Annotated in this window: 14 protein-coding genes and 1 tRNA gene; 1 reads left to right on the forward strand and 14 read right to left on the reverse strand. The window is 44.3% G+C overall.

Annotated elements, in window-relative coordinates; genetic code table 11:
* The 11 genes from B3L97_RS07195 to B3L97_RS07245 form a co-directional block, all read right to left on the reverse strand.
* The coding region (locus tag B3L97_RS07195) for a thiolase family protein (RefSeq protein WP_414631807.1) at nt 1-695 on the reverse strand (695 nt) is incomplete at its 3' end.
* Nucleotides 692-1,393, reverse strand: a complete 702-nt coding sequence (locus tag B3L97_RS07200) for a 3-oxoacid CoA-transferase subunit B (protein ID WP_024822034.1) — start codon at nt 1,391-1,393, stop codon at nt 692-694. The genes B3L97_RS07200 and B3L97_RS07195, both read right to left, overlap by 4 nt.
* On the reverse strand, nt 1,377-2,084 hold the full coding sequence (locus B3L97_RS07205) for a CoA transferase subunit A (RefSeq protein ID WP_024822033.1): 708 nt from the start codon (nt 2,082-2,084) through the stop codon (nt 1,377-1,379). Before B3L97_RS07205 ends, B3L97_RS07200 begins: the two co-directional genes overlap by 17 nt.
* Nucleotides 2,085-2,100: 16 nt before the next feature.
* Complete coding sequence (locus B3L97_RS07210) at nt 2,101-4,053, reverse strand: TRAP transporter permease (RefSeq protein WP_286934680.1); 1,953 nt, start codon at nt 4,051-4,053, stop codon at nt 2,101-2,103.
* Between the two features lie 70 nt (nt 4,054-4,123).
* On the reverse strand, nt 4,124-5,077 hold the full coding sequence (locus tag B3L97_RS07215; protein ID WP_024822031.1) for a TAXI family TRAP transporter solute-binding subunit: 954 nt from the start codon (nt 5,075-5,077) through the stop codon (nt 4,124-4,126).
* Between the two features lie 33 nt (nt 5,078-5,110).
* A complete protein-coding gene (locus tag B3L97_RS07220) occupies nt 5,111-6,469 on the reverse strand; it encodes an aspartate aminotransferase family protein (protein WP_286846790.1) in 1,359 nt (452 codons plus the stop codon).
* Nucleotides 6,470-6,747: 278 nt separating this feature from the next.
* Nucleotides 6,748-8,481 (reverse strand): hypothetical protein, encoded by a 1,734-nt coding sequence (locus B3L97_RS07225; protein WP_286846792.1) that lies wholly within the window; start codon nt 8,479-8,481, stop codon nt 6,748-6,750.
* Nucleotides 8,482-8,617: 136 nt separating this feature from the next.
* Nucleotides 8,618-9,781, reverse strand: coding sequence for an efflux RND transporter periplasmic adaptor subunit (locus B3L97_RS07230; RefSeq protein ID WP_286846794.1), 1,164 nt, complete (start codon nt 9,779-9,781; stop codon nt 8,618-8,620).
* Nucleotides 9,782-9,788: 7 nt separating this feature from the next.
* A complete protein-coding gene (locus B3L97_RS07235) occupies nt 9,789-11,117 on the reverse strand; it encodes a TolC family protein (RefSeq protein WP_286934682.1) in 1,329 nt (442 codons plus the stop codon).
* Entirely contained in the window at nt 11,114-14,209 is a 3,096-nt protein-coding gene (locus tag B3L97_RS07240) for an efflux RND transporter permease subunit (protein WP_286846798.1), read from the reverse strand. Before B3L97_RS07240 ends, B3L97_RS07235 begins: the two co-directional genes overlap by 4 nt.
* The gene (locus tag B3L97_RS07245; RefSeq protein WP_286934684.1) at nt 14,206-14,841 is read right to left on the reverse strand and encodes a TetR/AcrR family transcriptional regulator; all 636 of its coding nucleotides are present in this window, start codon (nt 14,839-14,841) and stop codon (nt 14,206-14,208) included. The genes B3L97_RS07240 and B3L97_RS07245 overlap by 4 nt, the downstream gene beginning before the upstream one ends.
* Before the next feature lie 272 nt (nt 14,842-15,113).
* On the opposite strand from B3L97_RS07245, the gene B3L97_RS07250 reads away from it, so the two are divergent.
* A complete protein-coding gene (locus B3L97_RS07250) occupies nt 15,114-16,211 on the forward strand; it encodes a GGDEF domain-containing protein (protein WP_286846803.1) in 1,098 nt (365 codons plus the stop codon).
* Between the two features lie 104 nt (nt 16,212-16,315).
* Here the strand turns inward: B3L97_RS07250 and B3L97_RS07255 are convergent.
* The 3 genes from B3L97_RS07255 to B3L97_RS07265 form a co-directional block, all read right to left on the reverse strand.
* Nucleotides 16,316-16,403, reverse strand: a tRNA-Ser gene (locus tag B3L97_RS07255).
* Between the two features lie 77 nt (nt 16,404-16,480).
* Complete coding sequence (locus tag B3L97_RS07260) at nt 16,481-16,837, reverse strand: cupin domain-containing protein (protein ID WP_024822019.1); 357 nt, start codon at nt 16,835-16,837, stop codon at nt 16,481-16,483.
* Nucleotides 16,834-17,289 carry a universal stress protein gene (locus B3L97_RS07265; RefSeq protein WP_024822018.1) on the reverse strand — a complete coding sequence of 152 codons (456 nt, stop codon included), beginning with the start codon at nt 17,287-17,289 and terminating at the stop codon, nt 16,834-16,836. The genes B3L97_RS07260 and B3L97_RS07265 overlap by 4 nt, the downstream gene beginning before the upstream one ends.
* Nucleotides 17,290-17,432 lie beyond the last annotated feature (143 nt).

Here is a 17,432-nt window from a genome sequence, read left to right on the forward strand (position 1 = left end):
AGACGTCCTAAAGCTTCAAGAGTTGTATCCTTCCTCGGAATTTCCTCGCTATCAATAGCAATATCGCCTTTTTTTCGATCATGAATAAAGAGAGGGACTGTCTCTTCGGCAAAGAGCCCCTCCTCCATTGCCCTCACTGCTTTCTGATGGCTCGCTAAGGCAAATTCATCTTGTTCTTGCCTGGAAATGTGGTGTTCCTCCACTAAACGTTCTGTAATGGCCCCCATTAAGGCTCCTGCTACCGGACACATAAATCCATCTTGATGTAAAACATCGAGAGCCTTTTTTTCTCCCATGCGATGTCCCCACCGAGCTTCTGGAAGAAGATAGGGCGTGTTCGTGGCGCTTTCCATTCCTCCCGCCACACCAACGCTAATATCCCCAAGACGGACTCGATCGGCAAGAAGCATAACTGTTCTCAGGCCAGATCCACACCGCTTGTTTACAGTGAAAGCCGGAACATCCTGAGGGACATCCCCTTTGACCATGGCAATTCGAGCAGGGTTAGCACCTACACCGGCTTGCCATCCGTTTCCCATAATAACTTCTTCAACATCTTCCGGGTTTATACCTGAACGTTTTATAGCTTCCGCTATGGCAACACCGCCGAGGTCGGGAGCTTGGAAAGACTTCAGGGAACCGCCATATTTCCCCCCTGGAGTTCGACAAGCGCTCAGAATAACGGCCTTGGTCATTTCGCAACCCCCTCGCAAAGATATTCTTCCGTCCCTTGCATGATGCAAAGATCTTTACTGACTTCAAAATTTATTCCTGTATTAGACTGAAGATCTTCAAGCTCAATACCTGGAGCTATTTCTGTTAAAACCATGTGACCGTTCTGTTTCCTTATAACGCAATATTCAGTAACTATAGTGGAGACTATGCCTGCCCCTGTAAGAGGCAAGGTGCATTTCTTTACGAGTTTTGGACGCCCTTTTTTGTCTAAATGGGTGGTAGCTACATACACCGCTTTTGCTCCGGTAACAAGATCCATGGCCCCCCCCATTCCTGGCACAAGTTTGCCGGGGATCCACCAATTCGCTAAATTACCCTCCTCGTCCACTTCCAAGGCTCCCAGTACTGTGGCGTCAAGATGGCCCCCTCGAATAAGCCCGAAGCTCATGTCGCTTGATACTATGGAGGAGCCGGGGAGGAGACTGAGGCCTCGGCCACCTGCTCCAATAAAACGAAGATCCGCCTCTTCAGGGGATGGGCCTGCTCCAACGACTCCATTTTCCGTTTGCATAATGACTTGAACGTTTGGGGGGATGAAATCTGACACAAGAGTAGGGATCCCTATGCCTAAGTTCACAACAGACCCGTTATCGAAATCAAGAGCTATTCTCTTGGCTATTCTTTCCCGAACAATCTTTTCATCAAGTTCTGGAAGCATAGTATCCATCTCCTTTCAGAACAAGAATATCCACAAGAATTCCAGGAGTTACAACGTCGTTGGGATCTATTTCTCCCTCTCTAAGAATGGAGTCTACTTCGGCGATAACAATATCGGCTGCAGTAGCCATTATGGGATTGAAGTTTCTGTTGGTTCCAAAGTAAGTTAAGTTTCCACACCGATCGGCTCGATAGGCACGAATGAAGGCTACATCTGCCCGTAACGGTAGCTCTAAAATATATCTTTCCCCCTCAACCTCTATAATTTGTTTTCCTTCCTCATAACACGTACCAACGCCAGTGGGCGTTAAAATTCCTCCTAACCCAAAGCCTCCGGCCCGAATACGTTCAACAAAGCTGCCCTGAGGAACAAGTTCAAGCTCAAGTTTGCTTTCGTTGAACAAACGCTGAGTCTCTTTATTCAGACCGATATGAGAGGCTGTTACCTTACGAATCTGCCCATTTACAACGAGCTTCCCATGACCAACCCCTTTGGGATATTTTTCATTCGCATATACAGTGTCATTCGCAATAAGATGCAAGTTATTGATGTCAGTAGAAGCTAATGCGTCTACCAGGGTGTAGGGAACCCCACCGTAATTAAAACCACCTACCATCAACGAGGCTCCAGGCTTAACGTATCGCACTGCCTCTTCTGCCGACATAACTGGTTTAATAGTTTTTTTGGGCATATGCAGAACCTCCCTTTTATTGTTGTTCTGTCTTTTCAAATACAGGAGAGACGATACGAGAAGCTCTTCGTCTCTGAATAAAGTACATAGACCCAATGATTCCCACGGCTATGCAATTAGATATAAGGGCTGGGTGGATGAGCAAAAAAGGAACTGCAAGTAATGCAGCCCTTCCCCAGAGAGGGAGATGGGTAACAAAATAGCCCTGAACTCCTGCTGCCAGTCCAATAATCCCCAGGAATGCAGTGACACATCCGATAATAATTTTGACGATGCTGCCTTGAAATAGGAGGTAGCTGTTGTACACAAACATGTAGGGGACAATAAACCCTGCCACAGCAACCACTAACGCTGTAAATCCAGTTTTCATTGCGTTAGAACGAGCTATTCCGGCTGCTGCGTAGGTAGCGAGTGCCACAGGGGGGGTTACGTCTGCTAAAACGCCAAAGTAAAGGCAAAAAAGATGGGCGGACATCATGGGGACTCCCATCTGAGCCAGCGCTGGCGCTGCCAGTGTAGACGTAATGATATATTGAGCTGTGGTAGGGACTCCCATGCCGAGGATAATAGATCCGATCATGGTCAAAACAAGAGCTAAGGGGAGGATTCCGTAAGAAAGGCTCATGACAAAAGAAGAGAAAGCAAGGCCAACGCCAGTAATGCCGATAATGCCAATAACGATGCCGGAACAGGCACATGCCGCTGCCACATCTACAGCGCCAATAGCTCCATTAATAAGAGCGTCGAGGACGCGTTGGGGCGTCATCCGATATTTCTTCTCTCCCAACCACGATGCCCCTATAAGACAAAGGATCGACCAAAAGACCGCTTTTACAGCCGAATATCCCGTAGCAAGAAAAGCAATAAGAGTAATGATAGGTATTAAAAGATGCCATCCCTCTCGGAGTACTGGGCCGATTTTAGGCACTTCTTCGTTTGTCATGGCGCGAATACCCCTCTTCCCGGCCCTGAAATGAACCATGGCCCATATGGAAAAGAAATACAGGGCTGCTGGAATAGCGGCCGCTACAACAATGTCCCAATAAGAGATTCCTAAAAACTGGGCCATAATAAAAGCTGCCGCCCCCATTACAGGTGGCATAACCTGCCCGCCTGTAGAGGCTGCCGCTACAACAGCACCGGCAAATTCAGATTTGTACCCCGCACTTTTCATAAGAGGGATTGTAAAAGCCCCTGTCGTAACTGTATTCGCCACAGAACTACCAGAGACAGTTCCCATAAGGGCACTGGCAACAACCGCCGCTTTTGCGGGACCGCCGCGACTTTTTCCTGTTAAAGCTATGGAGAGATCGATAAAAAATTGTCCCGCTCCAGAAACGTTAAGAACCGCTCCGAACAAGACGAATAGAAATATAAAGGAGGCAGAAACTCCCAAGGGGACTCCAAATATGCCGTCTGTACGCAAATATTGGAAAGGTGCTATTTCTTCAAGGGCAAAACCTCCATGGGCTAGAATACCAGGGAAGTAGGGCCCTAAAAAGGCGTACAGCAGGGCTATAGTAGCCATAATAGGCAAAGGAAGCCCCATAGATCTTCGTGTTCCTTCTAGAACGAGAAGAACCATGACTGTGCCCCAATAAATATCGGAGGGGATAGGTGCCCCTTCCCGTATGGTAATTGCTTCCCAATTAAGAATAATATTGAGACATCCCGCTATAAGGAGCCCTGCTAATATCCAATCCCACCAATCAATACTGTTTTTAGGCCTTTTTCTCGACACGGGATAAAGAAGAAACATAAGAGCCCCCATAAAGAGCCAATGTATGCTTCGCTGATACATAGCCGAACGCAATCCGGATACAGCTGTATAAAGATGAAAAATAGATGCAGATAAGGCTAGGAAAGCTACTACCAAATATCGCCAACCGTGGAGATCCCGTTTTTTTGAATCCATTTCCACTTCTACTGGCTGTACATCCTTCGGTGAAAGTGTTGAAGGATCTGTCATTGAGCTTCCCCCCAGTCTAATCCCCCCTTAAGCGGGAGAGTCTGAGCTCTCCCGCTTAATAAAGGGAGACTTATTTCATATCTATGCCTTGTTCTTTAAAATATTTAATGGATCCTGACGTAAAGGGGATTATTCCTACACTCGCTTCTTTGGGGACAAAATGAGATGCCTGCTGGGTTACATCCATAAAAGCTTTCGCTTTTTCAATAATTGTTTTTACGAGGTTATATCCAAGCTCTTCTGGCATATCTTCGCGCACAACAAGAAAGTTGCCATCGGCGACAGTGAGGATGTCTTCGTCAATACCTGGATATGTCCCTTTCGCTATGTTGTACGAGAAGAGGAATGGATTTTTCTCCACGATGTTATTCACTACATCTTGAGGGAGAGGAATCAATACTATATCCCGAACAGCCGCTACCTCCAGTACTGCCGACCCTGGAGCTGCAAAGTTCCAAAATACGGCGTCTATATTGCCATCTTTCAGAGCCATAACGCCCTCAGGCTGTGTAAGTTGCTGTTTTTGAATGTCTTTATCCGGATCAATTCCAGCAGCATTAAGGATAATATTGCTTAATATTTGATCTCCTCCGCCAGGGGCTCCCACAGACACCTTTTTACCTTTAATATCTCCAAAAGATTTAATGCCTGTTTTTGTTGTAGTTACAAGATGCTGGGGGGCAGGGTACATATGCATAAGAATTCTCAACGGCAGTTTTCCATCTTGTTCAAAGGCTTCGGTACCTGTATAAGCTTGGTACAAAGTAGACCCCATAGACATTCCTATCTGGGCTTTTCCAGATGCTACAAGACGACAATTTTCTTTCGAGGCAGCTGTTGAGCGCGAAGTAGCTTTCACGCCAATATCCGCTTTGGTGAGTATCTCTGCCATAGCTCCACCCAAGGGATAGTAGGTTCCGCCAACCCCACCAGACCCTATGGTGATAAAGGTTACGGCTGCTGCTGTAGCGCCCAAAGCAATGAGAGCTAGAACCGCTATCAGGGCTATCCATTTTTTCTTCATACTTAGACCCTCCTTTTGCGAGTTACCCTACTCTTATTGTCTAGGCAGCAATATGTCTCTCGCTGCCCTCAGCCCTTTCTCTAAACGAGTAAAGATTTCGTCTACATCTTGCTCTGTTACTATTAAGGGAGGCGCTACTAAAAACTGATCTCCCTCTATGCCATCTATTTGGCCTCGACCGGGGTAAACAACAAGCCCTTGCTTTAAGCATTCGTTTGTTACCACACCTGCAGCATTGACTGGAGATGGGAAGGCTTGGCGAGTGGCAGGATCCGCTACTATTTCAATACCCCTCATGAGCCCCATTCCCCGAACATCACCTACAATAGGTATCTCGTAGAGGCTCTGTAGTTTTTTACCAAGTCTCTCTCCTTGAATATAAGCATTTTCTACCAATCCTTCTCGTTTGATTAATCGGAGAGTTGCCGTAACAGCTGCGGCAGTTACTGGATTTGCGTTATACGTGTGACCATGCTGAAAAGCTCCGCTACCTTCCTTTAGAGTTTCAATAATTTCATCCTTCACGATGAGAGCACCTACTGGAGAATAGCCACCAGACAGAGCTTTTGCTGAACAAATCATATCGGGCACAACGTTCCAATGGTTCAAACAAAAGTTTTTCCCTGTTCGACCAATGCCTGTCATGATTTCATCAGCAATGAGAAGCACATCATATTTTGAGCAAATATCCCGTACTATCGGCCAATATTCCTTAGGTGGATGGAGTCCTCCAACAGTAGAACCAACAATCGGTTCAGCTACAAAGGCAGCAATATATTGAGCACCGATTTTCCGAATTTCATGTTCGAGATCATAGGCACAACGAATATCACAGGAAGGATACGATAATCCGAAGGGACAACGGTAACAATAATGAGAAGCTATTTTAGGATAATCTTGATAGAGAGGATAGAAGGTTCGCCGCCGAGCCATACTGCCGGCTAAGCCCATGGTACCAATTGTGCTTCCATGATAGGAGTTCCATCGCGCAATCATTACATATTTAGCGGAACTAACCCCATCTCGTTCTACAAAGTACTGTCTGGCCAGCTTGAGAGCCGATTCTATGGCCTCGCTCCCGCCACTTACAAGCCATACGTAGTTCAGTTCCTCTGGGGACATGGATGCCACTTCTTTTGACGCTTCCATAGTTGCTTCGTTATACCATCGCGAAGGGTGAGCAAATTCAAGAGTTGTAAGCTGTTTATAGATAGCATCAGCTATCTCTTTGTTCCCATGCCCCACACTGGAAAGTAAGGCCCCGCTACAACCGTCAATATAGGGCTTCTTATCTTCATCAAAAATATAAATTCCTTCCCCCCTGACCGCCTTTTTTAAAGCCGTTTTATAACTACGAGGAATCATAGCTCCATACTCCGGCACACAAATCATCCCCTCTCTGTATTTTGATAACATACTCTCTCTGTAACAACCTGGCCGGAACTTACAGAGAAAAAGCCTTAAAGTGGAAAAAACGGAGAGAAAGCTGAAGAATAATTTCGTTGTGCACAAAAAGAAGTATACGCTACTTATATTCTATTTTTATGAAGTTTTTCCTTCATCAATAATAGAATCTTCAATCTCTTTTGTCAATTGCAACAAAAAACAGAGCTGCTCTAAAAAACAGCTCTGTTGATCATCATCTTTATTATTCCGATTGGAAGGGATGTCTACTGATTTTGAGTTCCTTTCTCCTGCGTTGTTTTGTCTTGCGTTCCGTCACTCTGTTCCAGAGTAAATCCCTTTTGAGTAAAAATATATCGATCCCCCATAAAGAGAACTTCTGTGAGGCGGTACGTTCCTAAAACTTCAGAGTAGAAAGGGATAAAGGCTTCCAAAGTTGTTTTAGCCGCCCTACCAATATCTTTCTTTTCCAGCGCATAGCAGAGGGTCATATCGATCATAGGGTGCCGTATATTTACAGATAAAACCTTTTCAGGTTTACGAGCCACAGTGTGGTCAGGTTCTGGAAATTTAATGGCTACCCTCTTTTTTTTCTCGCTTACCACTAAATCTTTATCATCTAAAGACTCGAAGTGATGGGAGCGATCGATGGTTTCGTTGAAGAGCCGCACATCGAAGGGGGCATCTTCTATAAGCCATTTAATTGGGATTGTAAGCAAATATGTCGGGCTCATAATTTCAGTAACTCCCGCTTCATTCATGGCAATCAAGCGAATTTCGCCAATTTCCTCGCGGAAACGATTCAGGTACGTTACGTTTTTACAGCGTCCGATAAGGTAGAGCTTATCACTATTGCTTATCCGATTATCGGTAATAGCTTTTTTCAAAATATTTTCAAACTCACTTTGTGCTCCCCCTTCATACAAAGTTTCCGCAAGAATTCTGCTATTAAGGGAGACTTCGTATCCGTTATCTATATTTCTCTGCAAACAATCTTTTGCCTCGTCCATCTTATTGAGCTGAGCGTAGGTTACACCTGCAAACAGGAAATTTTGCCAGTCTGCATTGTGTGACTGTCGAATAATTTCTTCAAGGTCCGAAAGAACTTGTTGATGGTCACGGGTTTCATTGAGGCGGATTTTTTCCATTAATACACTCGCCCACAGAGGATCTTTACGGAAAATGGGACGATGTGTCGATAGAAATTTATCGAGGCATGAGTGCACAAAATCGGCATCATTTTGCTTAGAGAGAGCAAAGTGATACCAAAAAGGCGGAAATGCTTCAAAAGCCGTGTTATCGCGAAGCAGACGCTCTAACCTACGGTGCTGAATATCAGAGTTCCCTGCCTTTACGCTCTCTACAAATTCATTAATTTGTTTTTCAGTTAGACGATAGTGATCGTCAAGATTGTACTTCTTGATAATAGACCAGGAGGCCGTTAGAAGATCTTTGCGAATGACGTTGAGAGAGTTGAGTTTTTCGTCATCAAGCGACTCGATCATAAGTTCATTTTCTGTCTTATATTCTTCAAGCTGCCGTTGATAGTTGACATACATGGAGCCCATAGAAGAGACCGCGGTTACTGCCGCTGAAACCACATCAGAGGGAGAAACTTTTACCCCTGCTAACAGATTAAAAAAAGTGCGCTCCATCTTCTTTTGATAACTTCTCTGCAGGCGTTCCCTTTTCCGATCAGAGATAATCTCATCTTTCAATGTGTCCATTAACTTCGCAAGAAGTTTAACAATCTCCTCATCAGGAATAGCATTGAGATTAAGATTATTAATGATGTTGTCATACTCGAAGGTAAGTACTACCTTGTCGTTGTACGAAACTATTTTACTTAACGAATAGGTGCAGTAATTCAGGGCTTGCACCACTTCCATAGGGTCGTATTTTTTCTCCTCATGGAGGGTCACTTCTGCTCTTGAAGGGGAAACAGCTATCCAGCCGAACGCAAGAGTACATAAAATACATATTGCAAGAATGCGCTTCATTGTATATTTTTTGCCTCCAATAGAATCATGATTCATATACATTACCATAAAAAACTCCCTGAAAAGGAGGAAGCCCTCTCCAGGGAGAAGAAACCTATGTGTACAGTAATGAACGAACATGTTTCAAGGGATGTGGTTATTTCCGGACAGAGACCTCTACCGAGTTCCCAGTCTGGAGGTGGTTTCCACCAGAGATAACAACGAGATCTCCTTCTTTTACTCCCTCCGTAATCTGTACCGCCGTGTCAGTTTTTAATCCCAAGGTGACTGGTGTATGTTTTACTTTCCCATCCTCAACTAAGAGGACAGATGGACTTTCACTGTTCGTAAAAAGAGCCTCTGGAGGAACAACAAGGGCTTCAGGCCGCTCCTCTTGAACCATGAAAACCCTCGCAAACATTCCTGGACGCAATTGATAGCCGCTCTTTCTGTTATCAATGAAGAACTCCACTTGAACAGTGCGAGTGTCCTCTTTTACGAAGGGGCTCATTCGTGCTATTTTGCCCTCAAAAACCCCATCTCCCAGCCCATCTGCTTTTATAAGGCCCACCATACCTTTAGAGAGAGAGAAAGCTCTCGATTCAGGAACCCGAACCACAGCCTTAAGAGTATCTACATTCGCGATCTCGGCAACGGCAGTAGAGGGTGTCATCATTGTGCCTACCGTATGAGCATAGTCGTTCAATACAATTCCATTAATAGAGGCCTTTATGGAGTACTCAGACAAGGAAACTTCCAAGTTTTGAAGCTGCGCCCGTGTCTGATCTACCGAAGCCTTCGCCAGTTGAGAGCGAGCTTCAGCCTGGAGATAGGCGGTCTCTTTGTTGTCTAGTTGCTGTTGCGTTGCATACCCCTCTTTAACGAGGCGCTGATAGCGTTCCCACTCTACCTTCGCGTTGTTAAGAGCTGCTCGCGCTTCCGCTACCTGAGCTTCAGATACAACAATACCCGCCTTTAATGAAGCAATTTGGGCATCTATGTCCCGATGATCAAGAACGGCTATGACGTGCCCTTTTTGAACTTTATCGCCCTGATGGGCTCGGAGTTCCTCAAGACGCCCCGTTACTTTTGGGTAGAGGGTAACACGCTCTATAGCTTCAATAGAACATGTCTCCTCAAACCCCTGGCGTAGCAGTGGCATTTCCTTTACAGGTACAGCAACAACTTTGGCCACTTCCGGAAGATGAGAAGGAACGTTCTGTGAAGCTTCCGGTTTGTCTTTTAATGGCCCCCAGATAAGCCATGCAAGTGCAGCGACTACAAAGATGAAAGGAATAATAATTTTCTTTTTGAATTTCACTACGCCATCACTCCTCTATGGAAGAAAGAACTGGTTCGTCTACTAAATTTCCTTCCGCCTTTTTGAGACGGACAATTGTATACGCATAGTTTCGAAGGGCTGCAGAGTGTTCCTGCATAGCTTGGGTTAACGAGGCCCGGGCATTTAAAACATCAAGCTGAATACCCACGCCCTCCCTATATCCAACTTCCGCAAGACGAAGGGTTTCTTTTGCCAAATCCAAATTCACTTTAGCCTCTTTTAAAACTTGAGCAGCCGTATCTAAATCTAAATATACAGACTGTACTTCTGTTCGAATAGCCTCTTCTTTTTTTTCTACCCCTCTTTTTGCCTGTTCCAACAAGGCTGTTTGCTGAACCACTCGCCCATGGGTGGCACCGCTATCAATAATGGGAATATCTACATTTAGACGAGCGAGCCACGTATCTTTTTTATCGTATCCTGTCTGGTTCGGATCATCGTAACGATACGATCCTGACACAGATACAGAAGGCCTTAATCCACTTTTAGCTATCTCTACCGACTGCTCCCGCTCCTTAACCAGGTTTTTAGCTCTCAACAATTCTGGGCGGAGTTCAAGCGCCTTCGCTAAAGAGAGAGCCGGATCTCCTCCATCTATAGGAACATACGCTATTTTCCCCTGTATCATATACGAAGCGTCAGGAGCAAGATTCAATAGTTCAAAAAGATCAAGGTGGGCAGTTTTAAGGTTATTCGTTGCCCTGATCAATGCCGATCTATTTTCTGCAAGTTGTTTCTCAGCGCGGGTAATTTCAAGCCCTGTAGCCAGGCCCAGCACCCGTTTTTTCTTAACTTCTTCCAGATATTTTTCTGCAAAAGCTAACGCGTCTTCAGCAGTAGCTACATTTTCTTTTTCCAGCAAAACAGCATAGAAACGATTATAAACATCAAGAGCTATTTGTTCTCTGGTTTCCTTGTAAAAGTTTTCGGCTTGTAAAAGGCCATAGGAGGCTTGCCGCTTCCCCGCCCTGATTTGTCCCCCTTTGTAAAGAGGCTGAGTGAGGGTCACGCCAGCACTATAAACATCTTCTTCAAGGATGTCTTCTTTCCCTGCCTCACGGCGTGTATAGCTGGCTCCAGCATTGAAGGTGGGAAGACCTTCTGCATCAGCTTCAACTATCTTTCCCTTGGCTCGAACAAGTTCTTCTCTGGCAGAAAGGATATCCAGGTTTCTCTCTTCTGACAGTTCCAGTGCCATTTTGAGAGTTAATGGCTTTTCATCAGAAGCAAGAGCACTGGAATATGTTCCCGCACACCCCCAGAGCACCCCACATAAAACAGCAACACTGTATATGGTTTTTCTTATTCTCCTCATTTTTCCCCTCCACCCATACTCGTACCAGGATTGCCAGCCTGAACTACTGTTTTTTCTCCTCCTCTGATGCGAAAGAACAACGCCTTTACTTTTTCCTTCCCATCTCCAAGAATAACGTAAACTGCAGGGATAACGAAGAGGGTCAAGAAAGTCGAGGTCAGCATTCCACCAATAACGGCAGTAGACATGGGCTGCCGAATTTCGCCGCCTTCGCTCAGCCCCAACGCTATAGGAACAGCTGCAATAACTGTGGATAGGGCCGTCATTAATATAGGCCGTAACCGAAGGGGAGCTGATTCTTCCATAGCAGTGAGCCCGTCATATCCTGCCGCGCGACGTTGGTTGGCGAAGTCCACCAGGATAATAGCGTTGTTAACAACTATTCCGACAAGAAGGATAATTCCCATCATGCTCATCATATCTATTTCCATTCCTGTTAACAACAAAATAAAAAACACACCTGATGTCGCAAGAGGTAACGAGAACATGACCATCAAAGGATAGAGGAATGATTCAAACTGGACAGCCATAACCATATAGACCAGAACGATAGCAATAGCTAAGGCCATTAAGAGTTCTCTGAAGTTCTCTTGCATATGTTTCGATGAGCCGGTTGGTATAAGCCGTACACTGCCATCTACCGGAGCATTCTGCTTAAAGGCATTCATAACAAGGGCCATTCCCTCTCCTGAAGATATTCCGGCAGTATTGGCACTTACAGTAAGGGAGCGCTGTCGATTATAGCGTTTTACCAGAGTTGGTCCGCGCCCTTCCTCTACGTTAATGAGTCCGGGGGCCTTCACTAATTTCTTGCTCCCATCTTTGAAAGTAAGACTTTCTATATCTGCCAAACTTCGGCGATATCCTTCCTCGGCCTTCACTCTAATGTCATATCGATATCCGCCGTCTTTGAAAACTCCAGCCTTGACACCACCAAAATACGCCTGAATATCTTTGGAAAGATCTCGTACGTTAATATCCATTTCATCGGCCAATCCACGATTAATACTCACATTTATTCGGGGGCTATCGAGACGTACGTCTGTGGTAATGTCAGCTAGACGATCATCTTTCTCAAGATCCTTTTTCATCGCTTCTCCTATACGGGAAAGCTGCTCCGTGTCTTGACCAACAAGGGTCAGAGTAATGTCGGAGCCCCACGTTCCAAAGGTAAGTTCCGCATCTTTGTACGAAGAAAACTGTTTTCTCATCTGTCCCATAATAGCCTTCGAAGGGGCCCGCTGTTTACGAGGAATGAGGGTTACATTCAGCTTACCTTTATTCACTTCCTTCCCCATACCAGAACCGATGGTGGCGTAGGTATAAGCCACTTCAGGATATAAACGAACAGATTCACCTAGCTCGAGAAGGAATTGTTTCGACTCTTCAAGAGACGTTCCTGCTGGAAGCTCAAAGCTAATGGTAAAGTCTCCCCGGTCCTCGTTAGGGAAAAAGCCCGTTCCCAATCTGCTGGCGATGATAAGACCTACTATAAAGAAAACGCTCGCCGCTCCGAGAACGAGAAAGCGATGACGCAGACAGACATGTAATGCCTTCTTATAAGAGTTTTCCATTCCTCTAAGAAAATTCTCGATTTTAGAAGCTATTCTCCCTGGGTTATCTCTCTTCAGAATTCGAGAGCAAAGGAAAGGAGATAAAGTGACAGAAAGAACCAAAGAAATAATGATCGTCATAACGACTGTTATTCCAAAGGCATAGAAAAATCGCCCAATAATTCCACCCATAGATGCCACTGGAGCAAAAACACATACTGTAGTTGCAGCTCCGGCTATAACGGAGAAACCTACTTCGCTTGTGCCTTCAGATGCTGCCAGAAATGCCGTTTTCCCTTGTTCCATGTGGCGATGGATATTCTCAAGAACCACTGTAGTTGCGTCAACAACCATGCCTACCGCCAGAGAAAGGCCCATCATGCTCAAGTTGTTAATGGTTATTCCCAAACCTCGCAATACGATCAGGCTCCCTAAAAGACAGACAGGGATTGTTACTACCGTTACGAAGGTCGCTCGGAATGTTTGAAGGAAAAAGAGCATGATCAAAGAACAAAGCCCGATTCCGGCAAGCATATCCCACCCTACACCAGTCATCGATTTTCGAACGAAGTCAGAAGTATCTGAAAGTACCAGAAGCTTTACACCTTCTGGAGCCAATTTCTTTAGGCCGTCGAGTTGCTTCATTACATCATCTGCCAATGAAACTTCGTTAGCTCCACGTTGCTTCAAAATATCGAGAAGGATAACCGGCTCTCCATTATAGGTGGCCACAGACCGAACATCTTCGAAGCCGTCTTCTACCTTCGCCACGTCTTGAAGGCGTATAACGGCGCCGTCCCGAGAAACAATAGGGAGGCTCTTGAGTTCTGCAACAGAGCCATATTCTCCTTCAAGCCTGATACTGAGTTCTCGGCGTTCAGATTCAAGGCGCCCGGCAGGGAGTTCTACGTGTTTATCTTTAATGGCGTCCCGAACATCCTGTACCGTTAAATTTCGGGCCTCAAGAAGTGCTGGATTCAGCCACACACGTATCTCCCTATTTCGCAGACCGATAGTGTCTACATTTCCTACTCCATTAACGGCCTGGAGCCGCTCTTTTACAACTTTATCAGCATAGTGAGACATGACCCGATAAGGAGCTGTCCCTACAACACCTAAAGTGATAACCGGACTATCGGCAGCTGAGAACTTCTGAACAATGGGAGTATCAGCTTCTACCGGCAAATCAGCAATGGCCAAATTTACCTTATCCCGAACATCTGCCGCTGCCGCGTCTATGTCTCGACCAAGCTCGAATTCCACTATTACAAGAGAACGCCCTTCATAGCTGCTAGAGCGAATACTCTCTATTCCAGAAATGGTGTTGAGCTGTTCCTCCAACACATCTGTTACGTCATTATCCATAACGGTAGGGCTAGCACCCTCCATTGTGGTAGAAACCACGACTAATGGGAAATCTACGTCTGGAATTCGCTCCATACCCATATTTCTCATGGCCAAAAGACCAAAGAAAATAAGAGCAAAAGTTCCAATTAAAACAGTAACAGGTCTTCGTAAAGAAATATCGGTAACTTTCATAGGTTTCCTCCTCTAATTGGAGCTGCTAATCCATCTAAAATAATAGAAACTATATCATTGTCCATATTTTTTTCCGTTATATCGAGATAGCCAAAAGCTATTTGTCGTGAGAGACCAGTAATAAGGGAATGGATCATGGCTTCAGCAAGAAGTGGATTAACGAGGCGAAACTCGCCGCTAGAAATTCCCTCCGCAATAATTTGACGAACACCATTTCGTATAAACTGAAGCGGATGCTCTTCTGGGTTATAGCTGCGGCGGAGCTCTACATCCTCATGAAAAGCCAATATCATTGCTGAATTTATTTTACGATTTTGTTTCATGCCGTTTAAGACGGTTTGTATAATATCAGCTAGTGCTTCTTTCATACTTGACGGCGAATCGTCTATTACAGAAGCCACTTTCTGGTTTAGAGGTTCTACATTCTTGTCTAGCACAAAAGCCATAAGCTCGCGCTTATTTTTAAAGTAGTTATAGACAGTTCCTTTGGCAACGCCAGCCTGCTGGGCTACCCTATCCATAGTCGTGCCTTTCCAACCGTAATCTTCTAAAACTTTTCGCGCAGATCTGTATAAGAGGTCACGCATTAATTCTCCTACTACTGCCTTTTTCTTAGAATGAAGTCGAGACATTAAATTCCCCCAATACATTTGACTCTGAGGCCAAAAAAATGACTTGATAGTCAACTTGAGTCATTATAAAGGATTTTATTAAGCGGTCAAGGGGGAAAACACGTAAATGAATGTGCCTTCATTCTGTAGGCTTTCTTCAAATAATCGTGTAGAATAATATTAAGGAAATAACAATATATTTCATATTTATAAGGGAGTGTGTAGGATATGAAATATATAAGCAGTATCGGAGGCCGGCTAGGTTTCGGATATTCGCGCCAGCGAGGTAGAATATGAATTTTATACGTGGAATCGATTTAAGAATGAAGCAAGAAGAATTCAAACACTTTCTCTGGAACCAAAATATTCATCATTCTCTTGTTTTTAGTTCTATAGGGCTTTTTATAGAAAGTATGGCCTTTGGTTATGTTTTAAAAGCTAAATTGACTCGCTACTTTCCTTTTTACATCACTCTTTTTCTCGCAGCTCTTGGAATCATTCCCCTTTTAATATACCTGAATAAAAGAAGAATGGATTTTATGCCTCGTGGGGGGAATGTGTTTGGATGTTTTTTTCTTTTCGCTATCCTTATCTATGCCTCTTTTCTCAGCATTATGAACCAATACTATACAGGCGCTATTTCTGAATACATTATTGTAATGTTTAGCCTTGCTTCTTTTTTTTATATCCCCTTTTTACCGTCACTGTTCATATTTATTGGTTCGCATCTTTTCTTTGTTTACACTCTGCTTCATATACATTCCCACTACCTACTTCTTCAGGACCACGTTGTCAATTCAACGGCGGCCCTCTGCCTCGCTTTTTTCATTTCCAGGCTTACGTATAATCAGAAAATGGCAGCGTTTATAAATAGTAAAACTATTGAAGAGCAAATGGAAGCACTGAGAGAAATTTCCATAAAAGATGGGATGACCGGCCTTTTTAATCACAATTACATCTGTACGCGGCTGGAAGAGGAAATACGGCGTACCAAGCGATATAAAACCCCCCTCTCCATCGGGATCTTTGACCTCGATGGTTTTAAAAACGTTAACGACACTCATGGTCATCAAGAAGGTGACGCTATTCTTATTTACGTAGCACAGCAGATGAGAGAAACCTTTCGAGATACCGACCTCATTGGAAGGTATGGAGGGGATGAATTTCTTGTTATATTCCCAGAAACAGAGGTGGAAGATGCCGTCATTGCCGCAGAAAGATTTCGACAAGTTTTAACGACACCAAACAGCCAAGGAACCTATACGTCTATTTCCGTCAGTGGGGGGATCGTAAAATTTAATGGTGAAGATACCCTCGAGGCATTTATACATAAAGCAGATATTCTTCTTTACAATGCGAAGAATTTAGGGAAAGACCAAATATCGTGGTAACGTTGGAATATATTGGCTTGAGAATGCATTATCTTAAAGAAAAGATTGTTACTGCTTGGCAAGAACAAAAAAGGTTGCCCTTATGAGGCAACCTTATATATTCATGGCGGAGAAGGTGAGATTCGAACTCACGGAACCTCTCGGTTCAGACGCTCTCCAAGCGCCCGCCTTCGACCACTCGGCCACTTCTCCTTACCAGCAACGCTGGGTATTATAACAACTTCCCTAGATTTTTGCCACCCCTTTCTTAAGAAAAACCCATAAAAGTCTTATTTATTACAACGGGACGTAATGGCTATATAAACTAAGGGGTAGCTTCCTATGTTCTCAAGAGAATGCTCTAGACCTCGCTCTGTCAAAATTACATCTCCTGCACCTATTCTTTCTTTCTGTCTCCCTTCCGTGTACATGCCAATACCATACACAATAATTTTTACCTCTTCGCATCCTTCGTGTTCATGGATAGGAATAGATGCGCCAGGTTCCATTTCCACCCAGCTTATTTCATGAAACATACTCTCCTCGTAGAAATCATCTGGATGAATAGAGCGGCTTTCCACTCCTTCGAGGACTCCAAATAAAGGATGGCTTTCAAGCCCCTCTATTTGGCTTGATCGAATGATCATGTTTTAGGCGCCTCTTCACTTTTTGGCAGATGTACTAGAATTGTGCATGGTGCGTGACGTACAACTTTGGCGGCAACGCTTCCAATAAAGAAGCGCTCCAGGTTGCTCAATCCTCTATGGCCGATAAGAATAAGTTCATATTTATTCTTTTCTGCCATTTTTAAAATCTCTTCGTACGGAGTGCCTGTAGTGAGAACAAATTCAAAAGGCGTTGCTGAAACTCCAGCGTCTCTTAACCCTTTTTCTATCATGTTCAAAAAAGATTGCCGTATGGATTCTTCATTATAGTGAGGTGGATAATCAACATATCCAGGTATCGTAAGGTCTATACGGGTTAACACGTGAATAAAATCTAAACGCTCAATACTGTTTTTCTCTGCAAAACGAAAGGCATAACTAATGAGGAGCTGACTATTCTGACTCTGGTCAATTGCTACTAACGCTTTTTTCATACTCTCATCCCCTCCCTTCGTGTGACTTTATTATAGATCAAATATATTCAATTTTGCAATTAAGTATACCTAAACTTTATGCGCACTGTTATAAAGAATCTCACTACAAAGACCTCCTTTTATTGAGGAGATGGGGGACATGA

Source organism: Aminobacterium sp. UBA4834 (assembly GCF_002400205.1).
Classification (GTDB): domain Bacteria; phylum Synergistota; class Synergistia; order Synergistales; family Aminobacteriaceae; genus Aminobacterium; species Aminobacterium mobile.

What these genes read in the sequence shown, in the direction of transcription:
- B3L97_RS07200 (WP_024822034.1), bottom strand. Translation starts at nt 1,393, where the DNA reads ATGCTTCCAGAACTTGATGAAAAGATTGTTCGGGAAAGAATAGCCAAG.
- B3L97_RS07205 (WP_024822033.1), bottom strand. Translation starts at nt 2,084, where the DNA reads ATGCCCAAAAAAACTATTAAACCAGTTATGTCGGCAGAAGAGGCAGTG.
- B3L97_RS07210 (WP_286934680.1), bottom strand. Translation starts at nt 4,053, where the DNA reads ATGACAGATCCTTCAACACTTTCACCGAAGGATGTACAGCCAGTAGAA.
- B3L97_RS07215 (WP_024822031.1), bottom strand. Translation starts at nt 5,077, where the DNA reads ATGAAGAAAAAATGGATAGCCCTGATAGCGGTTCTAGCTCTCATTGCT.
- B3L97_RS07220 (WP_286846790.1), bottom strand. Translation starts at nt 6,469, where the DNA reads ATGATTTGTGTGCCGGAGTATGGAGCTATGATTCCTCGTAGTTATAAA.
- B3L97_RS07225 (WP_286846792.1), bottom strand. Translation starts at nt 8,481, where the DNA reads ATGAAGCGCATTCTTGCAATATGTATTTTATGTACTCTTGCGTTCGGC.
- B3L97_RS07235 (WP_286934682.1), bottom strand. Translation starts at nt 11,117, where the DNA reads ATGAGGAGAATAAGAAAAACCATATACAGTGTTGCTGTTTTATGTGGG.
- B3L97_RS07240 (WP_286846798.1), bottom strand. Translation starts at nt 14,209, where the DNA reads ATGAAAGTTACCGATATTTCTTTACGAAGACCTGTTACTGTTTTAATT.
- B3L97_RS07245 (WP_286934684.1), bottom strand. Translation starts at nt 14,841, where the DNA reads ATGTCTCGACTTCATTCTAAGAAAAAGGCAGTAGTAGGAGAATTAATG.
- B3L97_RS07250 (WP_286846803.1), top strand. Translation starts at nt 15,114, where the DNA reads ATGAATTTTATACGTGGAATCGATTTAAGAATGAAGCAAGAAGAATTC.
- B3L97_RS07260 (WP_024822019.1), bottom strand. Translation starts at nt 16,837, where the DNA reads ATGATCATTCGATCAAGCCAAATAGAGGGGCTTGAAAGCCATCCTTTA.
- B3L97_RS07265 (WP_024822018.1), bottom strand. Translation starts at nt 17,289, where the DNA reads ATGAAAAAAGCGTTAGTAGCAATTGACCAGAGTCAGAATAGTCAGCTC.